Raw genomic sequence first — 22,591 nt, forward strand, 5'->3', positions numbered from 1 at the left:
GCGTCGACACGCCGATCGCCAAGGCGCTGACGGATTCAGGCTATCCGCAGCAATATGCCGATGGCATTGCCGGTTTTATCTCGCAGCAACTGGGTTCCACCGATCTCGACAAGGGCGACGTGTTGCGCATCGGTATCATTCAGAAGGGCGAACAGGCAAAGATCATCCGCGCCAGCGTCTATCGCGGCACCCGCCATCTCGTCACCGTTGCTGTTGACGACAAAGGCAGATACGTGCCCGGAAGCGAGCCGCCGATGCTGGATGCCATCGCCACCGCCTTCGATGACAATTCCTTCGCGCCGCCGCCCGGCCAGAACCTGCCGCGCGTCTATGACGGCATCTATCGCGCCGCCCTTTCCTACGGCATGACCAAGGATATGACGGCGCTGATCATCAAGCTGCTTGCCAGCAATGTCGATTTCCAGGCGCAGCTGCGGTCGACCGACAGTCTCGAGGCCTTCTTCTCCGTCGCCGATAGCGCCGGCCAGGCAACCGAGGATTCCGAACTGCTCTACGTCAATGCCCGTTTCGGCGACACGCAGACGCGCTTCTACCGCTTCCAGGACCCCGACGACGGCACGGTCGATTATTTCGACGAGAACGGCAAGAGCATCCGCCAGTTCCTGCTGCGCAATCCGGTTCCGAACGGCATCTTCAAATCCGGCTTCGGCATGCGCCGTCACCCGATCCTCGGTTTCGCCCGCATGCACACCGGCGTCGATTGGGCGGCACCCCGCGGCACGGCGATCATCGCCGCCGGCAACGGAACGGTTGAAAAAGCCGGCTGGGATTCCGGCGGCTACGGCAATCAAACGATCATCCGCCATGCCAACGGCTATGAATCCTCCTACAATCACCAGAGCGCCATCGCCAAGGGCGTCATCCCCGGTGCCAAGATCCGCCAGGGCCAAGTGATCGGCTGGGTCGGAACGACGGGCGAGTCCACCGGACCGCACCTGCATTACGAGCTGATCGTCAACGGCACCAAGGTCGATCCGCTGCGCATCCGCCTGCCGGGCGGCAAATCGCTGCAGGGCGAGGCGCTGGCGAAATTCGAGGACGAGCGCAAGCGCATCGATACGCTGCTGAACAACCAAACGGCGGATCAGGTGGCGAGCAAGTAGCCTCCCGCAAACAAAAATGGCGGCCGAAGCCGCCATTCCCAATTCTCATTCATCGGCCAAACCGGCTTACGCCGCCTCGTTCACCGTCTGCCGCGTCCTGAACTGCAGCCGGTCTGAACCGCTCGTCACCTTCACCGTCGATCCGTCCGGCACTTGGCCGGACAGAATCTGCTCGGCCAGCGGATCCTGCACGAACTTCTGGATCACCCGCTTCAGCGGCCTTGCGCCGTAGACCGGATCGTAACCCTTGTTCGCCAGCCAGTGGCGGGCTTCCTCGTCGAGATCGATGACGATCTTGCGTTCGGACAAGAGCGCCACCAGCCGCTTCAGCTGGATATCGACGATCGCGCCCATCTCCCCACGCTTCAGGCGGTGGAAGAGGATGATCTCATCGATGCGGTTCAGGAATTCCGGCCGGAAATGCCCGCGCACGACCTCCATCACTTGCTCGCGAACCGTGTCGCTGTCGTCACCGTCCGGGAGCTGCGTCAGATATTCGGCACCGAGGTTCGAGGTCATGATGATCATCGTGTTGCGGAAATCCACCGTCCGGCCCTGGCCGTCCGTCAGGCGTCCGTCGTCCAGCACCTGCAGCAGGATATTGAAGACGTCGGGATGCGCCTTTTCGATCTCGTCGAACAGCACGACCTGATAGGGCCGGCGGCGCACAGCCTCCGTCAACGCCCCGCCTTCGTCATAACCGACATAGCCAGGAGGCGCGCCGATCAGCCGGGCAACGGAGTGTTTTTCCATATATTCCGACATATCCATGCGCACCATTGCCGTCTCGTCGTCGAAGAGGAAGCGGGCGAGCGCCTTGGTGAGCTCCGTCTTGCCGACGCCGGTCGGGCCGAGGAAGATGAACGAGCCGATCGGCCGGTTCGGATCCTGCAGGCCGGCGCGGGCGCGGCGGACGGCGCGGGAAACGGCCTGAACCGCATCACCCTGGCCGATCACCGATTTCGCCAGCTCGTCTTCCATCCGCAGCAGCTTGTCGCGTTCGCCCTCCAGCATCCTGTCGACCGGAATGCCGGTCCAGCGGGAAACGACGTGGGCGATGTTGTCGGGGATGACGACCTCCTGCACCATCGCGCCGCGTTCGCCATCCTGCTTTTCGGCATCGACGAGCTGCTTTTCGAGATCGGGAATGACGCCGTAGGTCAGCTCGCCGGCACGCTGGAACTCCCCCTTGCGCTGGGCGATCGCCAGTTCGTTGCGGGCATCGTCCAGCTGCTTCTTGAGATCGGCGGCAAGGCCGAGCTTCTGCTTTTCCGCCTGCCAGCGGGCCGTCAGCGCATCGGCCTCTTCTTCGAGACCGGTGAGTTCGGTCTCCAGCCGCTTCAGCCGGTCGGCCGACGCAACGTCGGTTTCCTTCTTCAGCGCCTCGCGCTCGATCTTCAGCTGGATGATGCGACGGTCAAGTTCATCGAGCTCTTCCGGTTTGGAATCCACCTGCATGCGCAACCGCGCCGCCGCCTCGTCCATCAGGTCGATCGCCTTGTCGGGCAGGAAACGGTCGGTGATATAGCGGTTGGAAAGTGTTGCAGCCGCCACCAACGCCGCATCGGCGATGCGCACCTTGTGATGCTGCTCGTATTTTTCCTTCAGGCCGCGCAGGATCGAGATCGTGTCTTCGACCGTCGGTTCGTCGACGACGACGGGCTGGAAGCGGCGGGCAAGGGCCGGATCCTTTTCGACATGTTTGCGATATTCGTCGAGCGTGGTCGCACCGACGCAATGTAGCTCACCGCGGGCAAGGGCGGGTTTCAGCAGGTTGGAAGCGTCCATCGCCCCATCCGCCTTGCCGGCGCCGACCAGCGTGTGCATCTCATCGATGAACAGGATGATTTCGCCGTTTTCTGCCTGGACCTCGTTGAGCACGGCCTTCAGCCGCTCCTCGAATTCGCCGCGATATTTCGCACCGGCAATCAGCGCGCCCATATCGAGCGCCATCAGTTTCTTGTCCTTGAGCGATTCCGGCACGTCACCGTTGACGATGCGCAGCGCCAGGCCCTCGACGATCGCCGTCTTGCCGACGCCGGGTTCGCCGATCAGAACGGGATTGTTCTTGGTGCGGCGCGACAGCACCTGGATCGTGCGGCGAATTTCGTCGTCGCGGCCGATCACCGGGTCGAGCTTGCCCTCGCGGGCTTCGGCCGTGAGATCGCGTGCGAACTTCTTCAGCGAATCGAAACCCTGTTCGGCATTGGAGGAATCCGCCGTCCGCCCCTTGCGGATGTCGTTGATGACCTGGTTGAGGCCCTGGGCCGTCACGCCTGCGTTCTTCAGCGTCGAAAAAGTCGAGGCCGAGGATTCGATCGCCAGCGCCTGCAGCAGGCGCTCGACCGTGACGAAGCTATCGCCGGCCTTCTTCGCCGCCTCTTCGGCGGTTGAAAGCACTTTGGCGAGCGGCTGGGCCAGATAGATATTGCCGTTGCCGCCTGATATTTTCGGCAGTTTGGCAAGGGCCGCGTCATTGGCCAGGCGGGCAGCCTTGGCATCGCCGCCGGCGCGCTCGATCAGCGACGCCGCCATGCCCTGATCGTCGTCGAGCAGGACTTTCAGCACATGTTCGGGCGTGAACTGCTGGTGACCCTGCGCCAGCGCATAGGTCTGCGCCGACTGGATGAAGCCGCGCACCCGCTCGGAATATTTCTCGATATTCATATTCTACCTCCATGGATCGCTCTGCCCTGACGAGGCACAGACCGATGATTGAGATCGACCCCCTGAAAAGGCAGGCCGCGCTTGGCCCGTAAGGGATTCGGGCGAAGCAGTTCGAGGAGAATATGGTAGCCTGTGCTACGAGTTTAAAGAGCCCGTAAAAAATGAAAATCCCCGGCGCGAGGCCGGGGATTTTCAAGGCAATTCTGAAGATGGCATGACCTTCCGCTCTCCCCCGAAGGAGAGGCAAAATCCTCATTCCGATGCAGCGTCAGCCAGTACAGGCGCCTCGCCAGAGGCACCCTCGCCTTCAGCTGCTTCGCCTTCTGCGCCGCGGCGCGGGCGACGGGGACGGCTGCCGGTGGCGCGACGGCGGGGCTGGCGCTCGCGCGGCTGACCGCCCGAGCCTTCCTCGTCCATGGCGACTTCGGCCGGAATGCCTTCGATCTCCGGCTGTGGGCCGGTTCCGTCGATGACCTCGGCCTGGGGCACCACTGGCGCGGGAGCGGGAGCCGGCTGGGACCGGGACTCGGGCTGCGGCCGCGACTGATGCTGCCTGTTCTGTGGCGGCTGGACGATGACGACATCATCACCGTCATTGTCGTTGTTATCGATGTCGTCGCCGTCGCGGTCCGCGGCGTCATTGTATTCGCCGCGATCGTCGCGCTGGAAACGTTCCTGCATCTGCGCCTGGGCGCTGGCAATGATCCGATTGTAGTGTTCGGCGTGCTGGAGATAATTCTCGGCAATCACGCGGTCGCCGGAGCTTTGAGCGTCGCGGGCGAGCTGCGCGTATTTTTCGGCGATATGTTGGGCAGTGCCGCGAATCTTCACATCGGGGCCGGAGCTGTCATAGGTTCGGGTCAGCGGATTGCCGCCCTTGCGGTTGAAATTGTTGTTATTGTTATTTCCGCCGCCGCCGCCGTTGTTATTATTGTTACCACGCCCTCGACCGCGCTTGTTCTGCTGTCCTGGCCTCATAGATCGTTCACCTGAATTCTCTGTTTGTGATGGATACATGGCACCAACCGCCATGACCGAAAAGCGGGTCAGGACCTTTGTGCCGCGAGCATACTGCGCCTTTGCGCCGACCTGCCGCTTGGTTCTCAAGTCAGATTGACTGATTCACGCATTGGGTCGTGTTCAACCGTTGAAACTCTCGTTTAAAAGAGCGGACCCCCGAGGCAAACCAAGTACCGAACGAATCTCGTTCATTCCTATCTGCCCAACACGTGACCGCAACCTATATCGCTTCCCTGGGAAATCCAAGCCTTTTCTTCGCAATAACAATAATGTCCTGTTCAACGCAGCAATTATCGCCTGTCACACGAGCGCGAACACGAGCACCCTGTCGTTCTGACCATAATCTTTTACGGATTTGAGGCACTTGAAGCCTTTCGCTTCGAAGATCGCCGTCACATCGTTTCGCTGATCGTAGCCGATTTCCAGTCCGAGAACCCCATCGGGCCTCATGAACCTTGCCGCATCCTTGGCTATGGCTTTATAGGCGTCAAGCCCATCCGGGCCGCCATCCAGAGCCGCAACCGGATCAAATTTCATCACTTCGGGAGCGAGATCGTGAATGACATTGGAAGCAATATAGGGCGGATTTGAGACAATCACGTGAAAGGAACCCTGGATGCTCTCGAACCATCTCGATTGTATGGCCTCAAAACGATCCTGTAATCCGTTTCTTTCTGCATTCGATCTTGCCGTCTGAAGTGCATCCGCCGATATGTCGCTGCCGATACCTGACGCCTCCCGACACTCGCTCAAAAGCGCAAGGCATATCGCCCCGGTCCCGGTTCCTATATCAAGAATATGGAGATCGTCTTGCGCCTTTGCAAGCTCCTTGAGATAGGCAAGCACCGTATCGACCAGGATTTCCGTATCCGGCCGCGGTTCCAGCGTTTCCTCCGAGAGCCGCAACGGAAGCCCATAGAATTCCCGCTCCCCGAGAATGCGATGCACCGGCTCGTGGCCGAGCCGCCGTTCCACCGCCTTGTAAATCGCCTCGGCCTGCTCGGAAGAAAGCCGCGCCGCCGATCGCGTCAACAGCTCGGTCGGCGACAGTTTCAGAAGACCTGCAACAAGCAGACGCGCGTCGGTCGCCGGATCGACGATACCTGCTTCGGTGAAGCGGCGGCGCGCTTCGGCAAGCGTGTCGGCGACCGTCGAGCTCATTGTTGCTCGCCGAGCTGCGCCAGCTGGCTTGCCTGGTAATCGGCCATCAACGCATCGACGACCTCCTCGATCTCGCCTTCCATCATCCGGTCGAGTTTATAGAGCGTCAGATTGATGCGATGGTCGGTCACCCGCCCCTGCGGGAAATTATAGGTTCGGATACGTTCAGAGCGGTCGCCGGAGCCGACCTGGCTCTTGCGGTCGGCCGAACGCTCGCTGTCGGCCCTCTGCCGCTCGGCATCATAGAGCCTGGAGCGCAGCACCTGCATCGCCTTGGCGCGGTTCTGGTGCTGTGATTTTTCCGAGCTGGTGACGACGATGCCGCTCGGCAAGTGGGTGATGCGCACCGCCGAGTCCGTCGTATTGACATGCTGGCCGCCCGCGCCCGAAGAGCGCATCGTGTCGATACGGATATCCTCCGGCCGGATCTCGATGTCGATCTCCTCGGCCTCCGGCAGCACGGCCACCGTTGCGGCCGACGTATGGATGCGCCCGCCCGCCTCGGTTTCCGGCACACGCTGCACGCGATGCACGCCGGATTCAAATTTCAGCTTGGCGAAGACGCCCCTGCCGGTGATCGTCGCGATGATTTCCTTGTAGCCGCCGGCTTCACCCTCGCTCGCCGAGAGCACCTCCGCCTTCCAGCCCTTCTCCGCTGCAAACCGCTCATACATGCGAAACAGATCGCCGGCAAAAAGGGCGGCTTCCGACCCGCCCGTGCCGGCGCGGATTTCGAGAATCGCGCTCTTTTCGTCTGCCGCGTCCTTCGGCAGAAGCAGGATCTGCATCTCCTGCTCGAGCGCCTCGATCTGCCCCTTCACCTCGGGCAGTTCCAGCTCCGCAAGGTCGCGCATCTCGCGGTCGACCGACTTGTCTTCGAGCAGGGTTTCGAGATCGGCAAGCTCGGCAATCGCCTTCTCATAGGCGCGGATCTTCGTCACGACGGGCTGCAGCTCGGAATATTCGGACGCGAGCTTCACATAGACATCGGCGGCAGGACCTGCCGACATGCGCGCCTCGATCTCGCCGAAACGGCGTTCCAGCTCGCGCATCTTTTCAACGGGAAGCTTCGCCACCCTTCACTCCGATTCTTCTTAATCTCTGTCTAAAGGGGAATATTGTGGCTTTCGGCGAAGCGGGCAAGCACCTCGCGCATCGGCATCATGGCATGGACATCGTCCAGCACCTCGTCCATCGCCGTCTTCAGCGCCCCGACATCGAGCCCGAGCAACATTGCCTTCACCGGCCCGATCGAGGCCGGCGACATCGAGATCGAGCGGAAGCCGATGCCGAGCAGCGCCATCGCCGAGATCGGTTTGCTGGCAAGTTCGCCGCAGAGCGTCACCGGCGTCTTGTTCCGCTCCGCCCCGCGCACGATATCGCGCAGGATGCGCAAAAACGGTTTGCCGAGTGGATCGAACCGGTCCGAGACCCGCGCGTTGCCGCGATCGACGGCCATCGCGAACTGGAAGAGGTCGTTCGAACCGACCGAGACGAAATCGACTGCCTCCATCAGCTCGTCGAGCTGCCACAGCAGTGCGGGCACCTCCAGCATTGCTCCGAATTGCAGCTTGCGCGGCAAGCCGTGGCCGAAGCGCGAGAGATGCTGCACTTCCTTCTGCAACAGCTCGCGCACCATCCTCAATTCGGAAACCTCGGTCACCATCGGCACCATCAGCTTCAGCTCGGTGCCCGCCGATGCCTTCAAGAGGGCGCGCAACTGAGTGCGCAACAATCCCGGCCGGTCGAGCGACAGCCGGATGGCGCGCCAGCCGAGTGCGGGATTTTCCTCCTCATGGCCGCGGAAATACGGCACGACCTTGTCGCCGCCGATATCGAGCGTGCGGAAGGTGACGGCGCGGCCCGCCGCCTGTTTGATCACATTGCGATAGAACTGCTCCTGCTCCTCCGCCTTCGGCATGGTGGAGGCAATCATGAACTGGAGTTCGGTGCGAAAGAGGCCGATGCCCTCGGCGCCCGATTCCGAAAGCTGCGGCAGGTCGACCAGCAACCCCGCATTCATCATCAGCGCGATCCGCTGCCCATCCCGGGTCACCGGCTCGACGGCGCGCAGCGCCCGGAACTGCTCCTGCCGCCTGGCGCGGAAGCGCACCTTTTCCTCGTAGGAACGCCGGTGATCGGCCATCGGCCGCAGATGCACGTGTCCCTCGTCGGCGTCGATGATCACGGCATCGCCGTTCTCGGCAAGCGCCACCACACCCGCTGCCTGGCCGATGACCGGAATGCCCATGGCGCGCGCGACGATCACCACATGGCTTGTCACTGCCCCTTCTTCCAGCACCAGCCCGCGTACGTTGGCGCGGGGATAATCGAGCAGCTCGGCCGCCCCCATGGCGCGCGCCAAGATGATTGCGTCGCTGGGGAAACCTTCGGCGGTCGTCCGCCCGGTATAACCCGTCAACTGCCTGAGCAGCCGGTTCGCCAGATCCTCGAAATCATGCATGCGTTCGCGCAGATAGGGGTCGGTCAACCGCATCATCCGCGCTTTGGTGTCGCTCTGCACCTTTTCGACCGCCGCTTCCGCCGTCAGGCCGTTGCGAATCGCCTCCTCGAGCTTGCGCACCCAGCCCTGGTCATGCGCGAACATGCGATAGGTTTCGAGCACCTCACGGTGTTCGCCTTCCATCGAGACGTCGCGACGCGACAGCATGTCGTCGATCGAGATCCGGAGCGAGCCCATGGCTTCGGCCAGCCGCCGGATTTCCTTCTCGGCATCTTCATTCAGCAGGTTGGTCACGACGATGCGCGGCTCGTGCAGCACGACGTAACCGAGGCCGATGCCGTCATTATAGGTGTCGCCGTCGATCGTCACCGATCGTGTCAGGTCGAGTTCGAGGCCCGGCTTGGTGATCTTCTTGAGCTCGCCGGTGGCGATCATCTCGGCAAGCACCATCGCCGTCGTTTCGAGCGCTTCCACCTCCTCGTCGCGATAGTTGCGGCTCGCCTTGTTCTGCACGACGAGAACGCCAAGCGAGCGGCCGGTCCTGAGGATCGGCACGCCGAGGAAGGAATGGTAGATTTCTTCGCCCGTTTCCGGCAGATAGCGGAACGCCGGATGCGACTGCGCGTCGGAGAGGTTCAGCGGCTGCGCCGAAGCGGCGATCGTACCGACGAGGCCCTGCCCCATCTTCAGCTGCGCCAGGTGCACGGCCTCTCGGTTGAGGCCTTCAGTCGCGTAGAGTTCGAGAACGCCGTCGGCGCGCAGCACATAGACGGAGCAAACCTCCGCCACCATGTTGCCGGCGATCTGGCGGACGATCCGGTCAAGACGATCCTGCGGCTCCAGCGGCTCTGCCATCAACTCGCGCAGCCGCCTGAGCAGCACGCGCGGACCGCCGGAAAGGTCTCTCATGGCGTCTCAAGCTCCCGAAACAACGCACTCAGTCGCGGCAGGCCTGCCTTCGTCTCCTCAACCTGAAGGGGCAGGCAGGCCGCTGGGAATCAATTCTTATCCAGACCGTAGCAGGAATGCAAAGTCCTGACAGCGAGTTCTGCATAAGGACCGTCGATCAGGATGGAAATCTTGATCTCGGAGGTGGTGATCGCCTTGATGTTGATGCCTTTTTCAGCAAGTGCACGAAACGCGGTCGCAGCGACGCCCGCATGGCTGCGCATGCCGATGCCGATGACCGACACTTTCACCAGCCCTGATTCGTTCTGCACGACATCGTAGCCGATCTTCTCCTTATGGTCGCCGAGCACCTTGATCGCTTTCTCCACGTCGCCGGACGGCACGGTGAAGGTCATGTCGGTCTTCGACCCGTCCTCGGAGATATTCTGGACGATCATGTCGACATTGATATGGGATTCGGCGAGCGGCCCGAAGATCGCCGCGGAAACGCCCGGCCGGTCGGCAAGACGGCGAAGCGAGATCTGAGCCTCATCCTTGGCATAGGCGATGCCGGTGACTACTTCCTGTTCCACGATTTCATCCTCGTCACAAATCAGCGTTCCGGGCGGGTTTAGCAGATCGCCCATGCCCGGAGCATCGGGATCTTCGAATGACGAGCGCACGAAGGTGCGCACCTTGTGCACCATGGCAAGCTCGACCGAGCGCACCTGCAACACCTTGGCGCCGAGCGAGGCCATTTCAAGCATTTCCTCGAAGGCGATCTTCTTCAGCCTGCGCGCCTTCGGCACGATGCGCGGGTCGGTCGTATAAACGCCGTCGACATCGGTATAGATATCGCAGCGATCCGCTTTGACAGCTGCCGCGATGGCGACGGCCGAAGTATCCGACCCGCCGCGCCCGAGCGTCGCGAGGCGGTTGTCAGGACCCAATCCCTGGAAGCCGGCGATGACGGCAACCTGCCCCTCGCCCATGCGTTTGACGATGTCGGAGCCGTCGATTTCCAGGATGCGCGCCGCGCCATGGGCGTTGTCGGTCTGGATCGGAATCTGCCATCCCTGCCAGGAACGCGCATTAATATCCATCGCCTGCAAGGCGATCGCCAGCAGCCCCGAGGTCACCTGCTCGCCGGAGGCGACCACCGCATCATATTCGCGCGCATCATAAAACGGAGAATTGGCGCCGATCACCTTCGGCATGCCCTGCACCCAGCTGACCAGCTCATTGGTTTTGCCGGACATGGCCGAGACCACCACCGCCACCTCGTGGCCGGCGTCGACTTCACGTTTCACATGGCGGGCAACGTTCTTGATGCGGTCCAGGTCAGCGACGGACGTGCCGCCGAATTTCATTACGATACGTGCCATATGCCTCTACCACGACTGGCGCCGGAAAACGGAAACCCGGACCCGGCATCACGAAAGCTCTGGGGCGGACCGCTTGGCGAAAGAGCCGGATTCCCATTTTTTGGAACCGCTCTAAAAGCCCAGGCCCTGAAGGCCCCAAGTTGCGGCGTCTCTTAGCGAGTTTGGCGGGGGGAGGCAAGCGCGCGATAAAAGCAATCGCCGGGCGTCTGCGCCTTCGTCAGGTGGCCGATACCCACGCCCCTTGACTTATGCCCCCGATCATCCGACTTCACTTGTCACGAACGAAGGAGTGGACGATGACGGAAACCGCCAGAAGCACGATCGACCAGGGCGAAGTGGACCGCTTCTCGGCGATGGCGGCGGAATGGTGGAGCCCGACCGGCAAGTTCAGGCCGCTGCACAAGTTCAATCCCGTCCGTCTCGCCTATATAAGAGACAAGGCCTGCGAGAATTTCAGCCGTGACCCGAAAAGCGCTCGCCCGCTCGAGGGCCTGCGCGTCCTGGATATCGGTTGCGGCGGCGGCCTCCTGTCCGAACCTGTCGCGCGCATGGGCGCCTCTGTCGTCGGCGCCGATCCCTCCGAAAAGAATATCGGCATAGCCTCGACCCATGCGAAATCCTCCGGCGTTTCAGTCGACTATCGCGCTGTCACCGCCGAGGCGCTTGCCGAGGCCGGCGAAACCTTCGATATCGTCTTGAACATGGAAGTGGTCGAACATGTCGCCGACGTCGAATTCTTCATGGCGACCTGCGCGAAAATGGTCCGCCCCGGCGGCCTGATCTTCGTCGCCACCATCAACCGCACGATGAAGGCGGCAGCCCTTGCCATCTTCGCTGCCGAAAACATCCTGCGCTGGCTGCCGCGCGGTACCCATCAATATGAAAAGCTGGTGCGTCCGGAAGAGTTGGAAAAGCCGCTGGCGGCAAGTGGCCTCGAGATTACCGACCGTACAGGGGTCTTCTTCAATCCGCTGTCGAACCAGTGGAACCTGTCCAAGGATATGGCCGTGAACTATATGCTGCTGGCCAAGCGGCCTGCATAGCTTTCAACGGCAATAAGCCGACTACACTTTCAGCATTTGAATGCAGGCAAGCAGATCCTTTTGGGTTTCCGCGTTGCAAGCGGCAAGTTCCTTGACTCGATCGCGATCGATTGTCGTCTTCGCTCCGTCTGGGCGATGAAGCCCCAGGCCGGGCGGCGGCTTCGAAATTCAAGGGCTCGCGCAGAACGAAGCCTTCAACCGTTTCGCTTCGGCAGGTGCAACGTGCAGGCCGAAATTGTAGAAGGCCAGACGCGCGGAAGGCATTTCAGTTCACATCCTCGGGCAGAACAGGGATGGCGGCGATCTCGATGCCCTCTTCCACGAGCGCCTGCGCCTCATTGAGCGTCGCCTGGCCGATGATGCCGCGGGCGTCCGCCTCGCCATAATGGATCTTGCGGGCCTCCTCGGGAAACTTCGCGCCGACATCCTCGGAATTGGCCTTGACGGCCGCAACGGCCTCTTTCAGTTTTTGCAGGGCCTCCTGGCGCATGGCATCCATCGCCAGCGTCTGCCTCTCGTCCTTTTTCCGCGCCGTCGACACCGAAGGCGCCATCAGCAGCTTGGACACGGCGGCGGAATGGCAGACCGGGCAGGTCAGGAAACCAGTCGCAACCTGGCGGTCGAAATCGGCGCTTTCAGAAAACCAGCCTTCGAATTCATGGGCATTGTCACAGGTGAGGGAATAACGGATCAAGCGGCAACGCCTCCTGCGACTTCCCCCGCAATCCTCTCGACCGAAAATTCCCGGCCATTCCTCAGGTTCGGGATCTTGTCATGCGCGGCCTTGACCGCGCCGGGATCGATCTCGGCGACGATGACCGCCTCGCCGGTGGCGCCGGCCGACGCCAGCACCGTGCCCCAGGGGTCGATGATCATCGAATGGCCGAAGGTCTCGCGTCCGTCCTCGTGCCGGCCAGCCTGCGCGGCGGCAATGAGGAAGACACCGTTCTCGATGGCGCGGGCCCTGAGCAGGATCTCCCAATGCGCCTCGCCGGTCTGCTTGGTGAACGCGGCCGGAACCGTCATCACCTCGGCGCCGGCAACCGCTTGGGCGCGGAAGAGCGCGGGAAAACGCACGTCGTAGCAGATCGCAAAGCCCATTTCGGCAAAGGGCAGTGAGAGGACGCGGGCCTCCGAGCCGGCGGTGTAGGCCGCACTTTCACGCCAGCTTTCGCCATTGTCGAGGTCGACGTCGAACATATGGATCTTGTCGTAGCGATTGAGGATTCGGCCATCGGGACCGAACAGAAAGCCGCGATTGGCGATCTTGCCGTCCGCAAGGGCAATCGCCGTCGAGCCGACATGCATGTAAATGCCGAGTTCGGCGGCGAGTTCGGAGCCGGTCTTGACGATGATGTCGTGCGTCTCGTCGGTGAGCACGGCGCGCGCCGCCGCGCGGTCGCGCTGCAGCATGCCTGTCATCTCGGGCGTCTGCACATAGGTCGCGCCCTCGGCGGCGGCTTCACGGACCAGCCGCGCCATGGCGGCGGCATTCTTCACCGGATCGACCCCGGAACACATCTGGATGGCGGCGGCCTTGAAGCTCATCGGTTCGTCCTCAGGCCGCCAGCATCGGATCGAGCTTGCCGGCCCGATCGAGTGCAAAGAGATCGTCGCAACCGCCGACATGATCGACGCCGATGAAGATCTGCGGAAAGGTGGTGCGCCCGTTCGACTTGCCGATCATCTCCTGGCGAAGATCCGGCGAGTTGGTGGCGTCGTGCTCGACATATTCGACGCCCTTTTCTTCGAGCAGGGACTTGGCGCGGCTGCAATAGCCGCAAAACTGCCGTGTATAGATGGTGACGGGTACCATGATCTCTCCAGACCGATGCCGAGTATTTCTGTCATATAGGCTCGGACAGAGCCCTTGCAAAGGTCAAAACCGTTATCTCGGCCGCCCCCGCCTTGCGCAATGTCCGGCTTGCTGCAGCGACCGTCGCCCCTGTTGTATAGACGTCGTCGACAAGAACGATGCGCTTGCCGAAAATGTCGTTTTCGCAACCCTTAGCAATCGCGAAAGCGCCCCTGACATTATCTTCGCGCGCCTTCGCGCCGAGGCCGACCTGCTGGCTCGTGCGCTTGACGCGGATAAGCGTGGCTGCAAGCAGCGGCTTGCCCGAAAGCCTTGCCATATGGCGGGCAAGCTCGGCTGCCTGGTTGAACTTGCGCGCCAGCATGCGGGTACGGTGCAGCGGCACCGGGATCAGCGCATCGCAGCTTTCGACCGTCCCGTCGGAGGCGCGCAGCATCCAGGCGGCCATCATCGGCGCCAGATCGGTGCGATCGCGATATTTCAGCCCATGAACGAGATCGCGGGCCGCATGGTCGTGGGTCGCAGCCGACCGCAGCCGGTCGAAAGGCGGCGGGTGGGCGATCGCCTCGGCGCTGAGGATGCCGGCACCGAGATCGTGCGAGAAGGGAATGCCGAGCACTTCGCAATAGGGCCGTTCGATGAAGCGGATGCCGGACCAGCACTTTGCGCAGAGCCCGCGATGGCCGCCTGTGGAAATACCGCAGACCGAACAGGCTGGCGGATAAAAGAAATCGGCAAGCGCCGAAAACGGCCGCAAGAGATGCGTCCGCAAGACCTTTGACGGACTTTCGAAATCGATCGGCCCCATGCCAACGAGGCTAGCGCATAATCTCGAAAAGGAAAATCATCTTGCCGCTTAAACCGTGCCGGACTAAGGACATCGCCATGGAAACGATTTTCGACAAGGCCCTGATCGCCGCGCATCGCCATCGCGCGCTTGTCAACAACGACCCGAAAGCCGCCTTCCTGCTCAACATCGCCGCTGAAGAAATGGCCGAGCGGCTTGCGGTCGTCGAGCGGACCTTCGAGACCGCCGTCGAACTGCATGGCGCAACGGGGGCTGCCGCCCATGCCGCGCTGGCGACGGGCAAGATCGGCACGATGATCCGCGTCGAGAGCGAGAGGGCCTATGCAATCCCGGGAGAAACCCTGATTGAGGCGCCGCTCGAGGACGTGCCGCTCGAACCGCAATCGGCCAATCTCATCCTTGCGCCGCTCAGCCTGCATCTGACCAACGATACGCCTGGCGTCTTCATCCAGATCCGTCGCGCCCTGAAGCCGGACGGCCTGTTCCTGGCTGCGATCCCCGGCGCCGGCACGCTGCAGGAATTGCGCGACGTGCTGCTGGCCGCCGAGGTCGAGATGACAGGTGGAGCAAGCCCGCGCGTCATCCCCTTCGCCGATGTGCGCGATGTCGGCAGCCTGATGCAGCGCGGCGGCTTCGCGCTGCCGGTGATCGATGCAGAGAACTACACGGTACGATATGATTCGCTCTTTCCGCTGATGCGGGATCTGAGAGCGATGGGCATGAGCAATCCGCTTGCGGCCCGCGGCCGGATGCCGCTGACGCGCGCCTTCTTCCTGCGCGCGGCCGAAATCTACGCCGAGCGTTATTCCGATCCCGACGGACGCATCCGCGCGACCTTTTCGATCATCTATGTCTCGGGATGGGCGCCGCACGAGAGCCAGCAAAAGCCGCTCCAGCCGGGCTCGGCCAAGGCGCGCCTTGCCGATGCGCTGAAGGTGGAAGAGCACAAGCTCAGGCAGTAAACGCCCACAGCTTCTTCAATTCGCAGGCAGATTGTTGTTGATCACGTTGAAGACGTTCTGCAGGGCATTGGTAAAAAAGCCCAGACCCGAGATGAGCGCGGTGCAAATGATCGCGGCGATGAGACCATATTCGATCGCCGTCGCCCCTCTGTTATCCGCAAAAAATGCTTTCAAAAGACGCATTACCCCAACCTTTAGCGCGAAGACGACAAACGACCATTCCACGACCATCGGGCGATGGCCGGCACTTTCAGCAACCGGCGCCGACGCCGTAGCCCTGGACGACGCAGACCGAGCCGGGCGTATCCTGGAGGACGCTGCGGCGGATCGTATAACGCTTGCCGCTTTCGTTCTTCGGGATCGATCCTGTCGTCATCGTGTCGAATTCAACCGGCGCGCTGGCAAAGACGCTCTTCTTCGAGGAATCCGCAAGCATCGGCGTCAGGATGAGCGTCAGCGCCACCACTGCCGTGCCGAACAGAAGGGCGATATTGAGCGCACCCGTCCTGCGCGAGGCAGACGAAACCCGTTCCTTTTCCCGGACAGCTTTCCAGAAATCATCGTCCATGACGTCAAGCCTTTTAATACACGCACGCCAGATGCTTGATTGAGGCCGATCTTTGGCAGAAGGTGTTAAACGATCCATTAATATCCACAGCCGAAAACGGCGTGGCACAATAATAATCAGCTAACGCTAATGCATGTCGCCTGGAAGTGTGCAGCGGTTCCAGGATAACGACATGCATTAGAATAAAAATTTAAAGCGCGTCGCACCAATCAAGTTCAACCGGATGCGCTTTAAAGTAAATCCTGCAGCATCGGGATGAGCGGCTCGTCGGCCGGCGGCATCGGGTAATCGCGAAGCGCCTGCGGACGCACCCATTTCAGCGCCTGGCCCTCCCGGCCCTGAGGAATGCCCTCATAGCGCCGGCAGATATAAAGCGGCATCAACAGGTGGAAAGTCTCGTAGGAGTGGCTGGCAAAAGTGAGCGGCGCCAGACAGGCGATCTTGGTGTTGATCCCGAGTTCTTCCTCAAGCTCGCGCACCAGCGTTTCCTCCGGCGTCTCGCCGGGCTCCACCTTGCCGCCGGGAAACTCCCACAACCCCGCTAGCGACTTTCCCTCGGGACGCTGTGCCAACAGGATACGCCCGTCGGCATCGATCAGCGCGCAGGCGGCGACCAGCAAAATCTTCCGGCCTGCATCGATCATCGCGGCTCCCGCTGCCAATAGCAATAATGATAGGCATCGCGAAAGCCGAGGCGTTCATAGAGGGCGATGGCCGAACGGTTGGACAGCTTCACCTGCAGCCAGGCCGATCGGGCGCTGCGCATGCGCGCCCAGCGCAGCGCCGAGGTCAGGATCTCGGTGCCGAGTCCCTCGCGCCGCCGCGTCTCGGAGACCGAAAGCGACATGATGCCGGCAAGGTCGTTGTCCTGTACGCAGAGCACGGTCGCAAGCGGGCCGTCCGCCGCATTCTCGATCATGAACAGGCCCGATGGCGGCTTGATCGCCGAAATGATTTCGGCGAGCGCCGGCTTCAAGCTCAGTGGTGCCCGCTCGACGGCAAGGTTGGCGTCGACGAAACGGCCGACATCATGGGTCGGCAGGTGATCGAGCGTATCCGGCAACGCGGCCTCGGCAAGGTCGCAGGTCATCACCACAGTCTCGTCGAACCGTGTCCAGTTCTGCGCGCCGAGAAGCTCGATCAGGACAGGCGAAGCAAGCGGCGTCTGGCGGATGACGGCGGCGCGGCCATAGGCCTCGAACTTCCGGCTCGCCTTTTCCAGGCGGATTTCGACGTCGCGATGATCCGAAGGATCGAGCGGCACGATCGAATTCAGCCGGTTGGACGGATGGCCGGCCGTCAGCCGCACCTGCCAGCTGCCGTCATATTGCACCGACGCCGCCGGCCAGGCACGGAAGCCGACGGCCTCCAGCCTGCGCACCAGCGGCAGATTCTGTGAAGAAATGGATGCCTGCGTCAATGAACGATCAGCTCCGATAGTCGCCATTGATCGCAACATATTCCTTGGTGAGGTCGCAGGTCCAGACGGTTGCGGTGCCGGCGCCGAGGCCGATATCGACTTTCACGGGGATATCCTGCGCCTTCATGACGGCAGAGGCGGCCGCCTCGGAATAATCCGGGTCACGCTCGCCATTGACGGCGACCCTGATGTCGCCGAACCAGATGGCAAGCCGGTCTCGGTCGGCCATCTCGCCGGATTTGCCGACGGCCATGACGATCCGGCCCCAATTCGCGTCTTCGCCGGCGGCTGCCGTCTTGACCAGCGGCGAATTGGCGATCGACAGTCCGATGCGCTTGGCGGCGGCATCGCTTTCGGCGCCCGTCACGGTGATTTCGAGCATCTTGGTTGCACCCTCGCCGTCGCGCACCACCTGCAGCGACAGATCCTTCAACACGTCGTTGAGGGCGGCGCGGAAGGCGGCAAGGCGCGGATCATCGGCGCGTTCGATGCGGGCCTGGCCGTCCTCGGCCGCGGCCCCCGTCGCAAACAGCATCAGCGTATCGGAGGTGGAAGTATCGCTGTCGACGGTCATGGAATTGAAGGTCGGACCGACGCCGTCAGACAGAAGCACCTGCAGGGCGTCGGGCGCGATGTCGGCATCGGTGACGACGAAGGAAAGCATCGTCGCCATGTCGGGCGCAATCATGCCGGCACCCTTGGCAATGCCGTTGATCGTGACAGTGACGCCGCCGATCTCGGCGCTGCGGGTCGAAACCTTCGGATAGGTGTCGGTCGTCATGATCGCCTTGGCGGCCTCGAACCAGAAATCGCCGGTCGCTTCGATCTGCATCCGGTCGAGGGCGCCTGCGAATTTGGTGGCGTCGAGCGGCTCGCCGATGACGCCGGTCGAGGCCAGATAGACTTCGTTTTCGGCGCAGCCGACGGCAGCGGCAGCAGACTTCGCCGTCAATGCAGTCGCCTGGCGGCCCTTTAGGCCGGTGAAAGCATTGGCATTTCCGGAGTTGACGACGACGGCGCGGGCGCTGCCATGAGGGAGATTGGCCCGGCAGAAATCGACTGGCGCCGACGGGCACTTCGAACGAGTGAAGACGCCGGCAACCGCCGCCGGTCTATCGAAGACCATCATCAGCACGTCGGTGCGGTTCTTGTACTTGATGCCGGCGGAAGCCGTCGCCATGCGCACACCGCGCAGCGGCGGCATCGAGACGAAGGATTTCGGAGCGAGCGGAGAGACGGAACCGGACATGATGAGACCTGCCAATGAGCATTTCCGGGCGAAAAATGGAACCGGCTCGCCATCGGGAAATGCGACAACAACGACGATAGTGAAGGGCCCGGAAGAACCGGGCCCAGATGCAAATATTACGGCTTCGGTGCCGGTGCGGCAGGCTCGCTGCCCGGCTCCGGCTGCTTGTTGGCCTGGTCGTAACCCTTGCGCAGCGTCTCGTCCGTGATCTCGATCTTGGCCGAGGCCTTCGCCTTGTTCAGAAGCTCGAGATACTTGTCACGCATGACGAGCTGACGAACCTGATCCTGCACCTGCTCGAAGGGGGGCGGCGGGGCGTCGCGCTTATCCTCGACCTTGATGACGTGATAGCCGAAATCGGTCTTGACGGGCGTCTTGGAATAGGTGCCCTTCTCAAGCGCGAAGGCTGCGTCCTCGAATTCCTTGACCATGCGGCCGCGCGAGAAATAGCCGAGATCGCCGCCTTCCGACTTGTTCGGATCGGTGGATTTTTCCTTGGCGAGCTCGGCGAAATCCTTGCCGGCATCGAGCTGCTTGATGATGTCCTTGGCTTCGTCCTCGGTCTTGACGAGAATATGACGGGCGTGGACTTCTTCCTGCTTCGGCAGGGCGGCGACTTCCTTGTCGTAGCGGGCCTTGACTTCTTCAGGCGTCACGACGTCGACGACATGCTTCTTGAAATAGGCGTTGTGCAGTTCGCGATCGGCGAGATACTGCATGCGCTTCTTGAATTCGTCGGTCTGATCGAGCTTCTCGGCCGCAGCGTCGGCGGCAAGCAGCTTCACGTCGATGGCTGCGGAAAGGGCTGCGACCTTCTTCTGGTCATCGGGAAGCTGGGCCAGTTGCGGATCGAGATTGGCGACCGCGAGGTCGAGTTCCGACTGGTGAATCTCCAGATTGCCGACCTTGGCGATGACGGCGTCATCGGCATAGGCCGGAGCTTGGAGCGCAACAAAAGTTGCAAACGCCAGAACGGCAAGTTTGTTGGTGGTCAACATGAAATACCCTTCACAGTTACATCGCCGGTTTCAGCATCGCCTGAATCCAGCCCAAAATAGCCATCAACACCGGATTGTGGCCTTTCTGTATCCGCCAAATCCGTTGACATCATTCGACCCCCCTCTTATCTGTCACGCAACCTCGCGTCCAGAACAGTTTCCGGGCGTTTTAAGGCGCGCGCCTGATTTTCGGCTGGGCCGCGAACAAGAAACGTCGGGGATGAATATTGAGAAAGGACCAGTCATATGGTCAGCTTTGGCGGTATAGCCCGCAAGTTATTTGGGTCTTCCAATGACCGCCGTGTGCGGTCCTACCAGCCGAACGTCATCGCCATCAACTCTATCGAAGAGAAGACCAAGGCCCTGACGGACGAGCAGCTCGCGGCAAAGACCGTGGAGTTTCGCGCCCTGCTCGCCGAGGGCAAGACGCTCGACGACATTCTGATCCCGGCTTTTGCCGTCGTGCGCGAAGCTTCGCGCCGCGTTCTCGGCCTGCGACCTTTTGACGTACAGCTGGTCGGCGGCATGATCCTGCATTCGAATGCGATCGCCGAGATGAAGACCGGCGAAGGCAAGACCCTCGTCGCCACCCTGCCGGTCTATCTGAACGCGCTTTCCGGCAAGGGCGTGCACGTCGTCACCGTCAACGATTACCTCGCCCAGCGCGATGCCGCGACCATGGGCCGCGTCTACGGCTTCCTCGGCATGACCACCGGCGTCATCGTCCACGGCCTCTCCGACGAAGAGCGTCACGCGGCCTATGCCTGCGACATCACTTACGCCACCAACAACGAACTCGGCTTCGATTATCTGCGCGATAACATGAAGTACGAGAAGAACCAGATGGTCCAGCGCGGCCACAACTTCGCGATCGTCGACGAAGTGGACTCGATCCTCGTCGACGAGGCGCGCACGCCGCTGATCATCTCCGGCCCGCTCGACGACCGCTCCGAACTCTATAATACGATCGACGCCTTCATTCCGATGCTCGTCCCCAGCGATTACGAGATCGATGAGAAGCAGCGCTCGGCCAACTTCTCCGAAGAGGGCACCGAGAAGCTGGAAAACCTGCTCCGCCAGGCCGGCCTCTTGAAAGGCAATGCACTCTACGACATCGAGAACGTCGCGATCGTCCACCACGTCAACAACGCACTGAAGGCCCATAAGCTCTTTCAGCGCGATAAGGACTATATCGTCCGCAACGACGAAGTCGTCATCATCGACGAGTTCACCGGCCGCATGATGCCGGGCCGCCGCTATTCGGAAGGTCAACACCAGGCACTCGAAGCCAAGGAAAAGGTGCGGATCCAGCCGGAAAACCAGACGCTGGCCTCGATCACCTTCCAGAACTACTTCCGCATGTACGCCAAGCTCGCCGGCATGACCGGTACGGCGCAGACGGAAGCGGAAGAATTTGGCAACATCTATAATCTTGATGTCATCGAGGTTCCGACCAATCTGCCGATCAAGCGCCTCGACGAGGACGACGAGGTTTACCGGACCTTTGACGAGAAGTTCAAGGCGATCATCGAGGAGATCCTCGACGCCCACAAGCGCGGCCAGCCGGTGCTCGTCGGCACGACCTCGATCGAGAAATCGGAACTGCTCGCCGAGCGCCTGCGCAAGCAGGGCTTCGACGACTTCAAGGTGCTGAACGCCCGCTACCACGAGCAGGAAGCCTATATCGTCGCCCAGGCCGGCGTGCCCGGTGCCATCACCATCGCCACCAATATGGCCGGCCGCGGTACCGACATCCAGCTTGGCGGCAACCTCGACATGCGTATCGAGCGCGAACTCGGCGAAGTCGAAGCCGGCCCGGAGCGTGACGCCCGAATCCAGGCGATCGTCGAGGAGATCAAGGAACTCAAGCAGAAGGCGCTCGCCGCCGGCGGTCTCTATGTCATCGCCACCGAACGCCATGAAAGCCGCCGTATCGACAACCAGCTGCGCGGCCGCTCCGGCCGTCAGGGCGACCCCGGCCGCTCGAAATTCTATCTCTCGCTTCAGGACGACCTGATGCGCATCTTCGGCTCCGACCGCATGGACAGCATGCTGACCAAGCTCGGCCTCAAGGAGGGCGAGGCGATCGTTCATCCCTGGATCAACAAGGCCCTGGAGCGCGCCCAGAAGAAGGTCGAAGCCCGCAACTTCGATATCCGCAAGAACCTCCTGAAGTATGACGACGTTCTCAACGATCAGCGCAAGGTGATCTTCGAGCAGCGTCTCGAACTGATGGAATCGACCAATATTTCCGAGACCGTTTCCGACATGCGCCGTGAGGTGATCGAGGACATGGTCGAAAAGCATATCCCCGAGCGCGCCTACGCCGAACAATGGGATGCCGCCGGCCTGAAGACCGGTGCCTTGAATATCCTCAATCTCGACCTGCCGGTCGAGGACTGGGTGAAGGAAGAAGGCATCGGCGAAGACGATATCCGCGAGCGCCTGACGGAGGCGGCCAACGCCGCCTTTACCGAAAAGGCCGAACGTTTCGGCGACGATATCATGCATTATGTCGAACGATCGATCGTCATGCAGACGCTCGATCATCTCTGGCGCGAGCACATCGTCAATCTCGACCATCTGCGCTCCGTCATCGGCTTCCGCGGTTATGCCCAGCGCGATCCGCTGCAGGAATACAAATCGGAAGCCTTCGAGCTGTTCACGGCGCTGCTCAACAATCTGCGCGAGGCCGTGACGGCCCAGCTGATGCGCGTCGAACTGGTGCAGCAGGCCCCTGCCGAGCCGGAACCGCCGCTAATGCAGGCCCATCACCTGGATCCGACGACCGGCGAGGACGATTTCGCCCCGGCGATCTACCAGGCGTCGGAAGTCATCGTTTCTCCTGAGAACCGCAACCCCGATGACCCGGCCACCTGGGGCAAAGTCGGCCGCAACGAGACCTGCCCCTGCGGCTCCGGCAAGAAATACAAGCATTGCCACGGCGCCTTCGAGCAGGTCTGAGGCAAGCCGCAAGGATCCAGAAAATGCCGCCTTCGGGCGGCATTTTCTTTTGTG

At 61.7% G+C, this 22,591-nt stretch carries 20 protein-coding genes (1 of these 20 cut by a window edge); 4 read left to right on the forward strand and 16 right to left on the reverse strand.

The window, feature by feature from the left end:
- Positions 1-1,124: the 3' portion of a M23 family metallopeptidase gene (locus PO860_RS18285; protein WP_183610616.1), read on the forward strand. Its footprint begins 817 nt before the window's first position; only the last 1,124 of its 1,941 coding nucleotides appear in the window; the start codon falls outside the window, past its left edge; the stop codon is at positions 1,122-1,124.
- Positions 1,125-1,190: 66 nt separating this feature from the next.
- Here PO860_RS18285 and clpB read toward each other — a convergent pair whose 3' ends face one another.
- The 6 genes from clpB to PO860_RS18315 form a co-directional block, all read right to left on the reverse strand.
- Entirely contained in the window at positions 1,191-3,791 is a 2,601-nt protein-coding gene (gene clpB / locus PO860_RS18290; protein WP_273885802.1) for an ATP-dependent chaperone ClpB, read from the reverse strand.
- Between the two features lie 252 nt (positions 3,792-4,043).
- Positions 4,044-4,769, reverse strand: a complete 726-nt coding sequence (locus tag PO860_RS18295) for a DUF4167 domain-containing protein (protein ID WP_273883103.1) — start codon at positions 4,767-4,769, stop codon at positions 4,044-4,046.
- A 342-nt stretch (positions 4,770-5,111) separates the two neighbouring features.
- Complete coding sequence (gene prmC / locus PO860_RS18300) at positions 5,112-5,972, reverse strand: peptide chain release factor N(5)-glutamine methyltransferase (RefSeq protein WP_273883102.1); 861 nt, start codon at positions 5,970-5,972, stop codon at positions 5,112-5,114.
- Complete coding sequence (prfA, locus tag PO860_RS18305; protein WP_273883101.1) at positions 5,969-7,048, reverse strand: peptide chain release factor 1; 1,080 nt, start codon at positions 7,046-7,048, stop codon at positions 5,969-5,971. Before prfA ends, prmC begins: the two co-directional genes overlap by 4 nt.
- Before the next feature lie 29 nt (positions 7,049-7,077).
- Positions 7,078-9,345, reverse strand: a complete 2,268-nt coding sequence (gene ptsP / locus PO860_RS18310; RefSeq protein ID WP_183610611.1) for a phosphoenolpyruvate--protein phosphotransferase — start codon at positions 9,343-9,345, stop codon at positions 7,078-7,080.
- A gap of 89 nt (positions 9,346-9,434) precedes the next feature.
- On the reverse strand, positions 9,435-10,709 hold the full coding sequence (locus tag PO860_RS18315) for an aspartate kinase (RefSeq protein WP_183610610.1): 1,275 nt from the start codon (positions 10,707-10,709) through the stop codon (positions 9,435-9,437).
- Between the two features lie 296 nt (positions 10,710-11,005).
- On the opposite strand from PO860_RS18315, the gene ubiG reads away from it, so the two are divergent.
- Positions 11,006-11,752, forward strand: a complete 747-nt coding sequence (gene ubiG, locus PO860_RS18320; protein WP_273885803.1) for a bifunctional 2-polyprenyl-6-hydroxyphenol methylase/3-demethylubiquinol 3-O-methyltransferase UbiG — start codon at positions 11,006-11,008, stop codon at positions 11,750-11,752.
- Positions 11,753-12,017: 265 nt separating this feature from the next.
- Here ubiG and PO860_RS18325 read toward each other — a convergent pair whose 3' ends face one another.
- Genes PO860_RS18325 through PO860_RS18340 form a run of 4 tightly spaced genes read right to left on the reverse strand, consistent with a single transcriptional unit; the run spans position 12,018 to position 14,376 of the window.
- The gene (locus tag PO860_RS18325; protein ID WP_272784974.1) at positions 12,018-12,446 is read right to left on the reverse strand and encodes a DUF1178 family protein; all 429 of its coding nucleotides are present in this window, start codon (positions 12,444-12,446) and stop codon (positions 12,018-12,020) included.
- Complete coding sequence (locus PO860_RS18330; protein WP_273885804.1) at positions 12,443-13,300, reverse strand: carbon-nitrogen hydrolase family protein; 858 nt, start codon at positions 13,298-13,300, stop codon at positions 12,443-12,445. The genes PO860_RS18325 and PO860_RS18330 overlap by 4 nt, the downstream gene beginning before the upstream one ends.
- A gap of 10 nt (positions 13,301-13,310) precedes the next feature.
- Positions 13,311-13,568: a glutaredoxin 3 gene (gene grxC, locus PO860_RS18335; RefSeq protein ID WP_273885805.1), complete on the reverse strand. Its 258-nt coding sequence runs from the start codon at positions 13,566-13,568 to the stop codon at positions 13,311-13,313.
- Between the two features lie 31 nt (positions 13,569-13,599).
- Positions 13,600-14,376 carry a ComF family protein gene (locus tag PO860_RS18340; protein ID WP_183610605.1) on the reverse strand — a complete coding sequence of 259 codons (777 nt, stop codon included), beginning with the start codon at positions 14,374-14,376 and terminating at the stop codon, positions 13,600-13,602.
- Between the two features lie 77 nt (positions 14,377-14,453).
- On the opposite strand from PO860_RS18340, the gene PO860_RS18345 reads away from it, so the two are divergent.
- Complete coding sequence (locus tag PO860_RS18345; protein ID WP_183610604.1) at positions 14,454-15,338, forward strand: methyltransferase domain-containing protein; 885 nt, start codon at positions 14,454-14,456, stop codon at positions 15,336-15,338.
- A 15-nt stretch (positions 15,339-15,353) separates the two neighbouring features.
- Here the strand turns inward: PO860_RS18345 and PO860_RS18350 are convergent, their stop codons facing one another.
- From PO860_RS18350 to PO860_RS18375, 6 genes are all read right to left on the reverse strand, one after another.
- Entirely contained in the window at positions 15,354-15,521 is a 168-nt protein-coding gene (locus PO860_RS18350) for a Flp family type IVb pilin (RefSeq protein ID WP_183610618.1), read from the reverse strand.
- A gap of 67 nt (positions 15,522-15,588) precedes the next feature.
- Complete coding sequence (locus tag PO860_RS18355; protein ID WP_183610603.1) at positions 15,589-15,906, reverse strand: hypothetical protein; 318 nt, start codon at positions 15,904-15,906, stop codon at positions 15,589-15,591.
- 230 nt (positions 15,907-16,136) lie between these two features.
- Positions 16,137-16,550 carry an 8-oxo-dGTP diphosphatase MutT gene (gene mutT, locus PO860_RS18360; RefSeq protein WP_273885806.1) on the reverse strand — a complete coding sequence of 138 codons (414 nt, stop codon included), beginning with the start codon at positions 16,548-16,550 and terminating at the stop codon, positions 16,137-16,139.
- Complete coding sequence (locus PO860_RS18365) at positions 16,547-17,353, reverse strand: GNAT family N-acetyltransferase (protein ID WP_273885807.1); 807 nt, start codon at positions 17,351-17,353, stop codon at positions 16,547-16,549. The genes mutT and PO860_RS18365 overlap by 4 nt, the downstream gene beginning before the upstream one ends.
- Positions 17,334-18,575: a bifunctional glutamate N-acetyltransferase/amino-acid acetyltransferase ArgJ gene (gene argJ, locus PO860_RS18370; protein WP_275038339.1), complete on the reverse strand. Its 1,242-nt coding sequence runs from the start codon at positions 18,573-18,575 to the stop codon at positions 17,334-17,336. The genes PO860_RS18365 and argJ overlap by 20 nt, the downstream gene beginning before the upstream one ends.
- A gap of 116 nt (positions 18,576-18,691) precedes the next feature.
- Complete coding sequence (locus PO860_RS18375; RefSeq protein WP_272784970.1) at positions 18,692-19,573, reverse strand: peptidylprolyl isomerase; 882 nt, start codon at positions 19,571-19,573, stop codon at positions 18,692-18,694.
- 246 nt (positions 19,574-19,819) lie between these two features.
- On the opposite strand from PO860_RS18375, the gene secA reads away from it, so the two are divergent.
- Complete coding sequence (gene secA / locus PO860_RS18380; RefSeq protein WP_183610599.1) at positions 19,820-22,537, forward strand: preprotein translocase subunit SecA; 2,718 nt, start codon at positions 19,820-19,822, stop codon at positions 22,535-22,537.
- The last annotated feature ends 54 nt before the right edge of the window (positions 22,538-22,591 follow it).

Source organism: Rhizobium binxianense (genome assembly GCF_028994275.1).
Lineage (GTDB): Bacteria > Pseudomonadota > Alphaproteobacteria > Rhizobiales > Rhizobiaceae > Rhizobium > Rhizobium binxianense.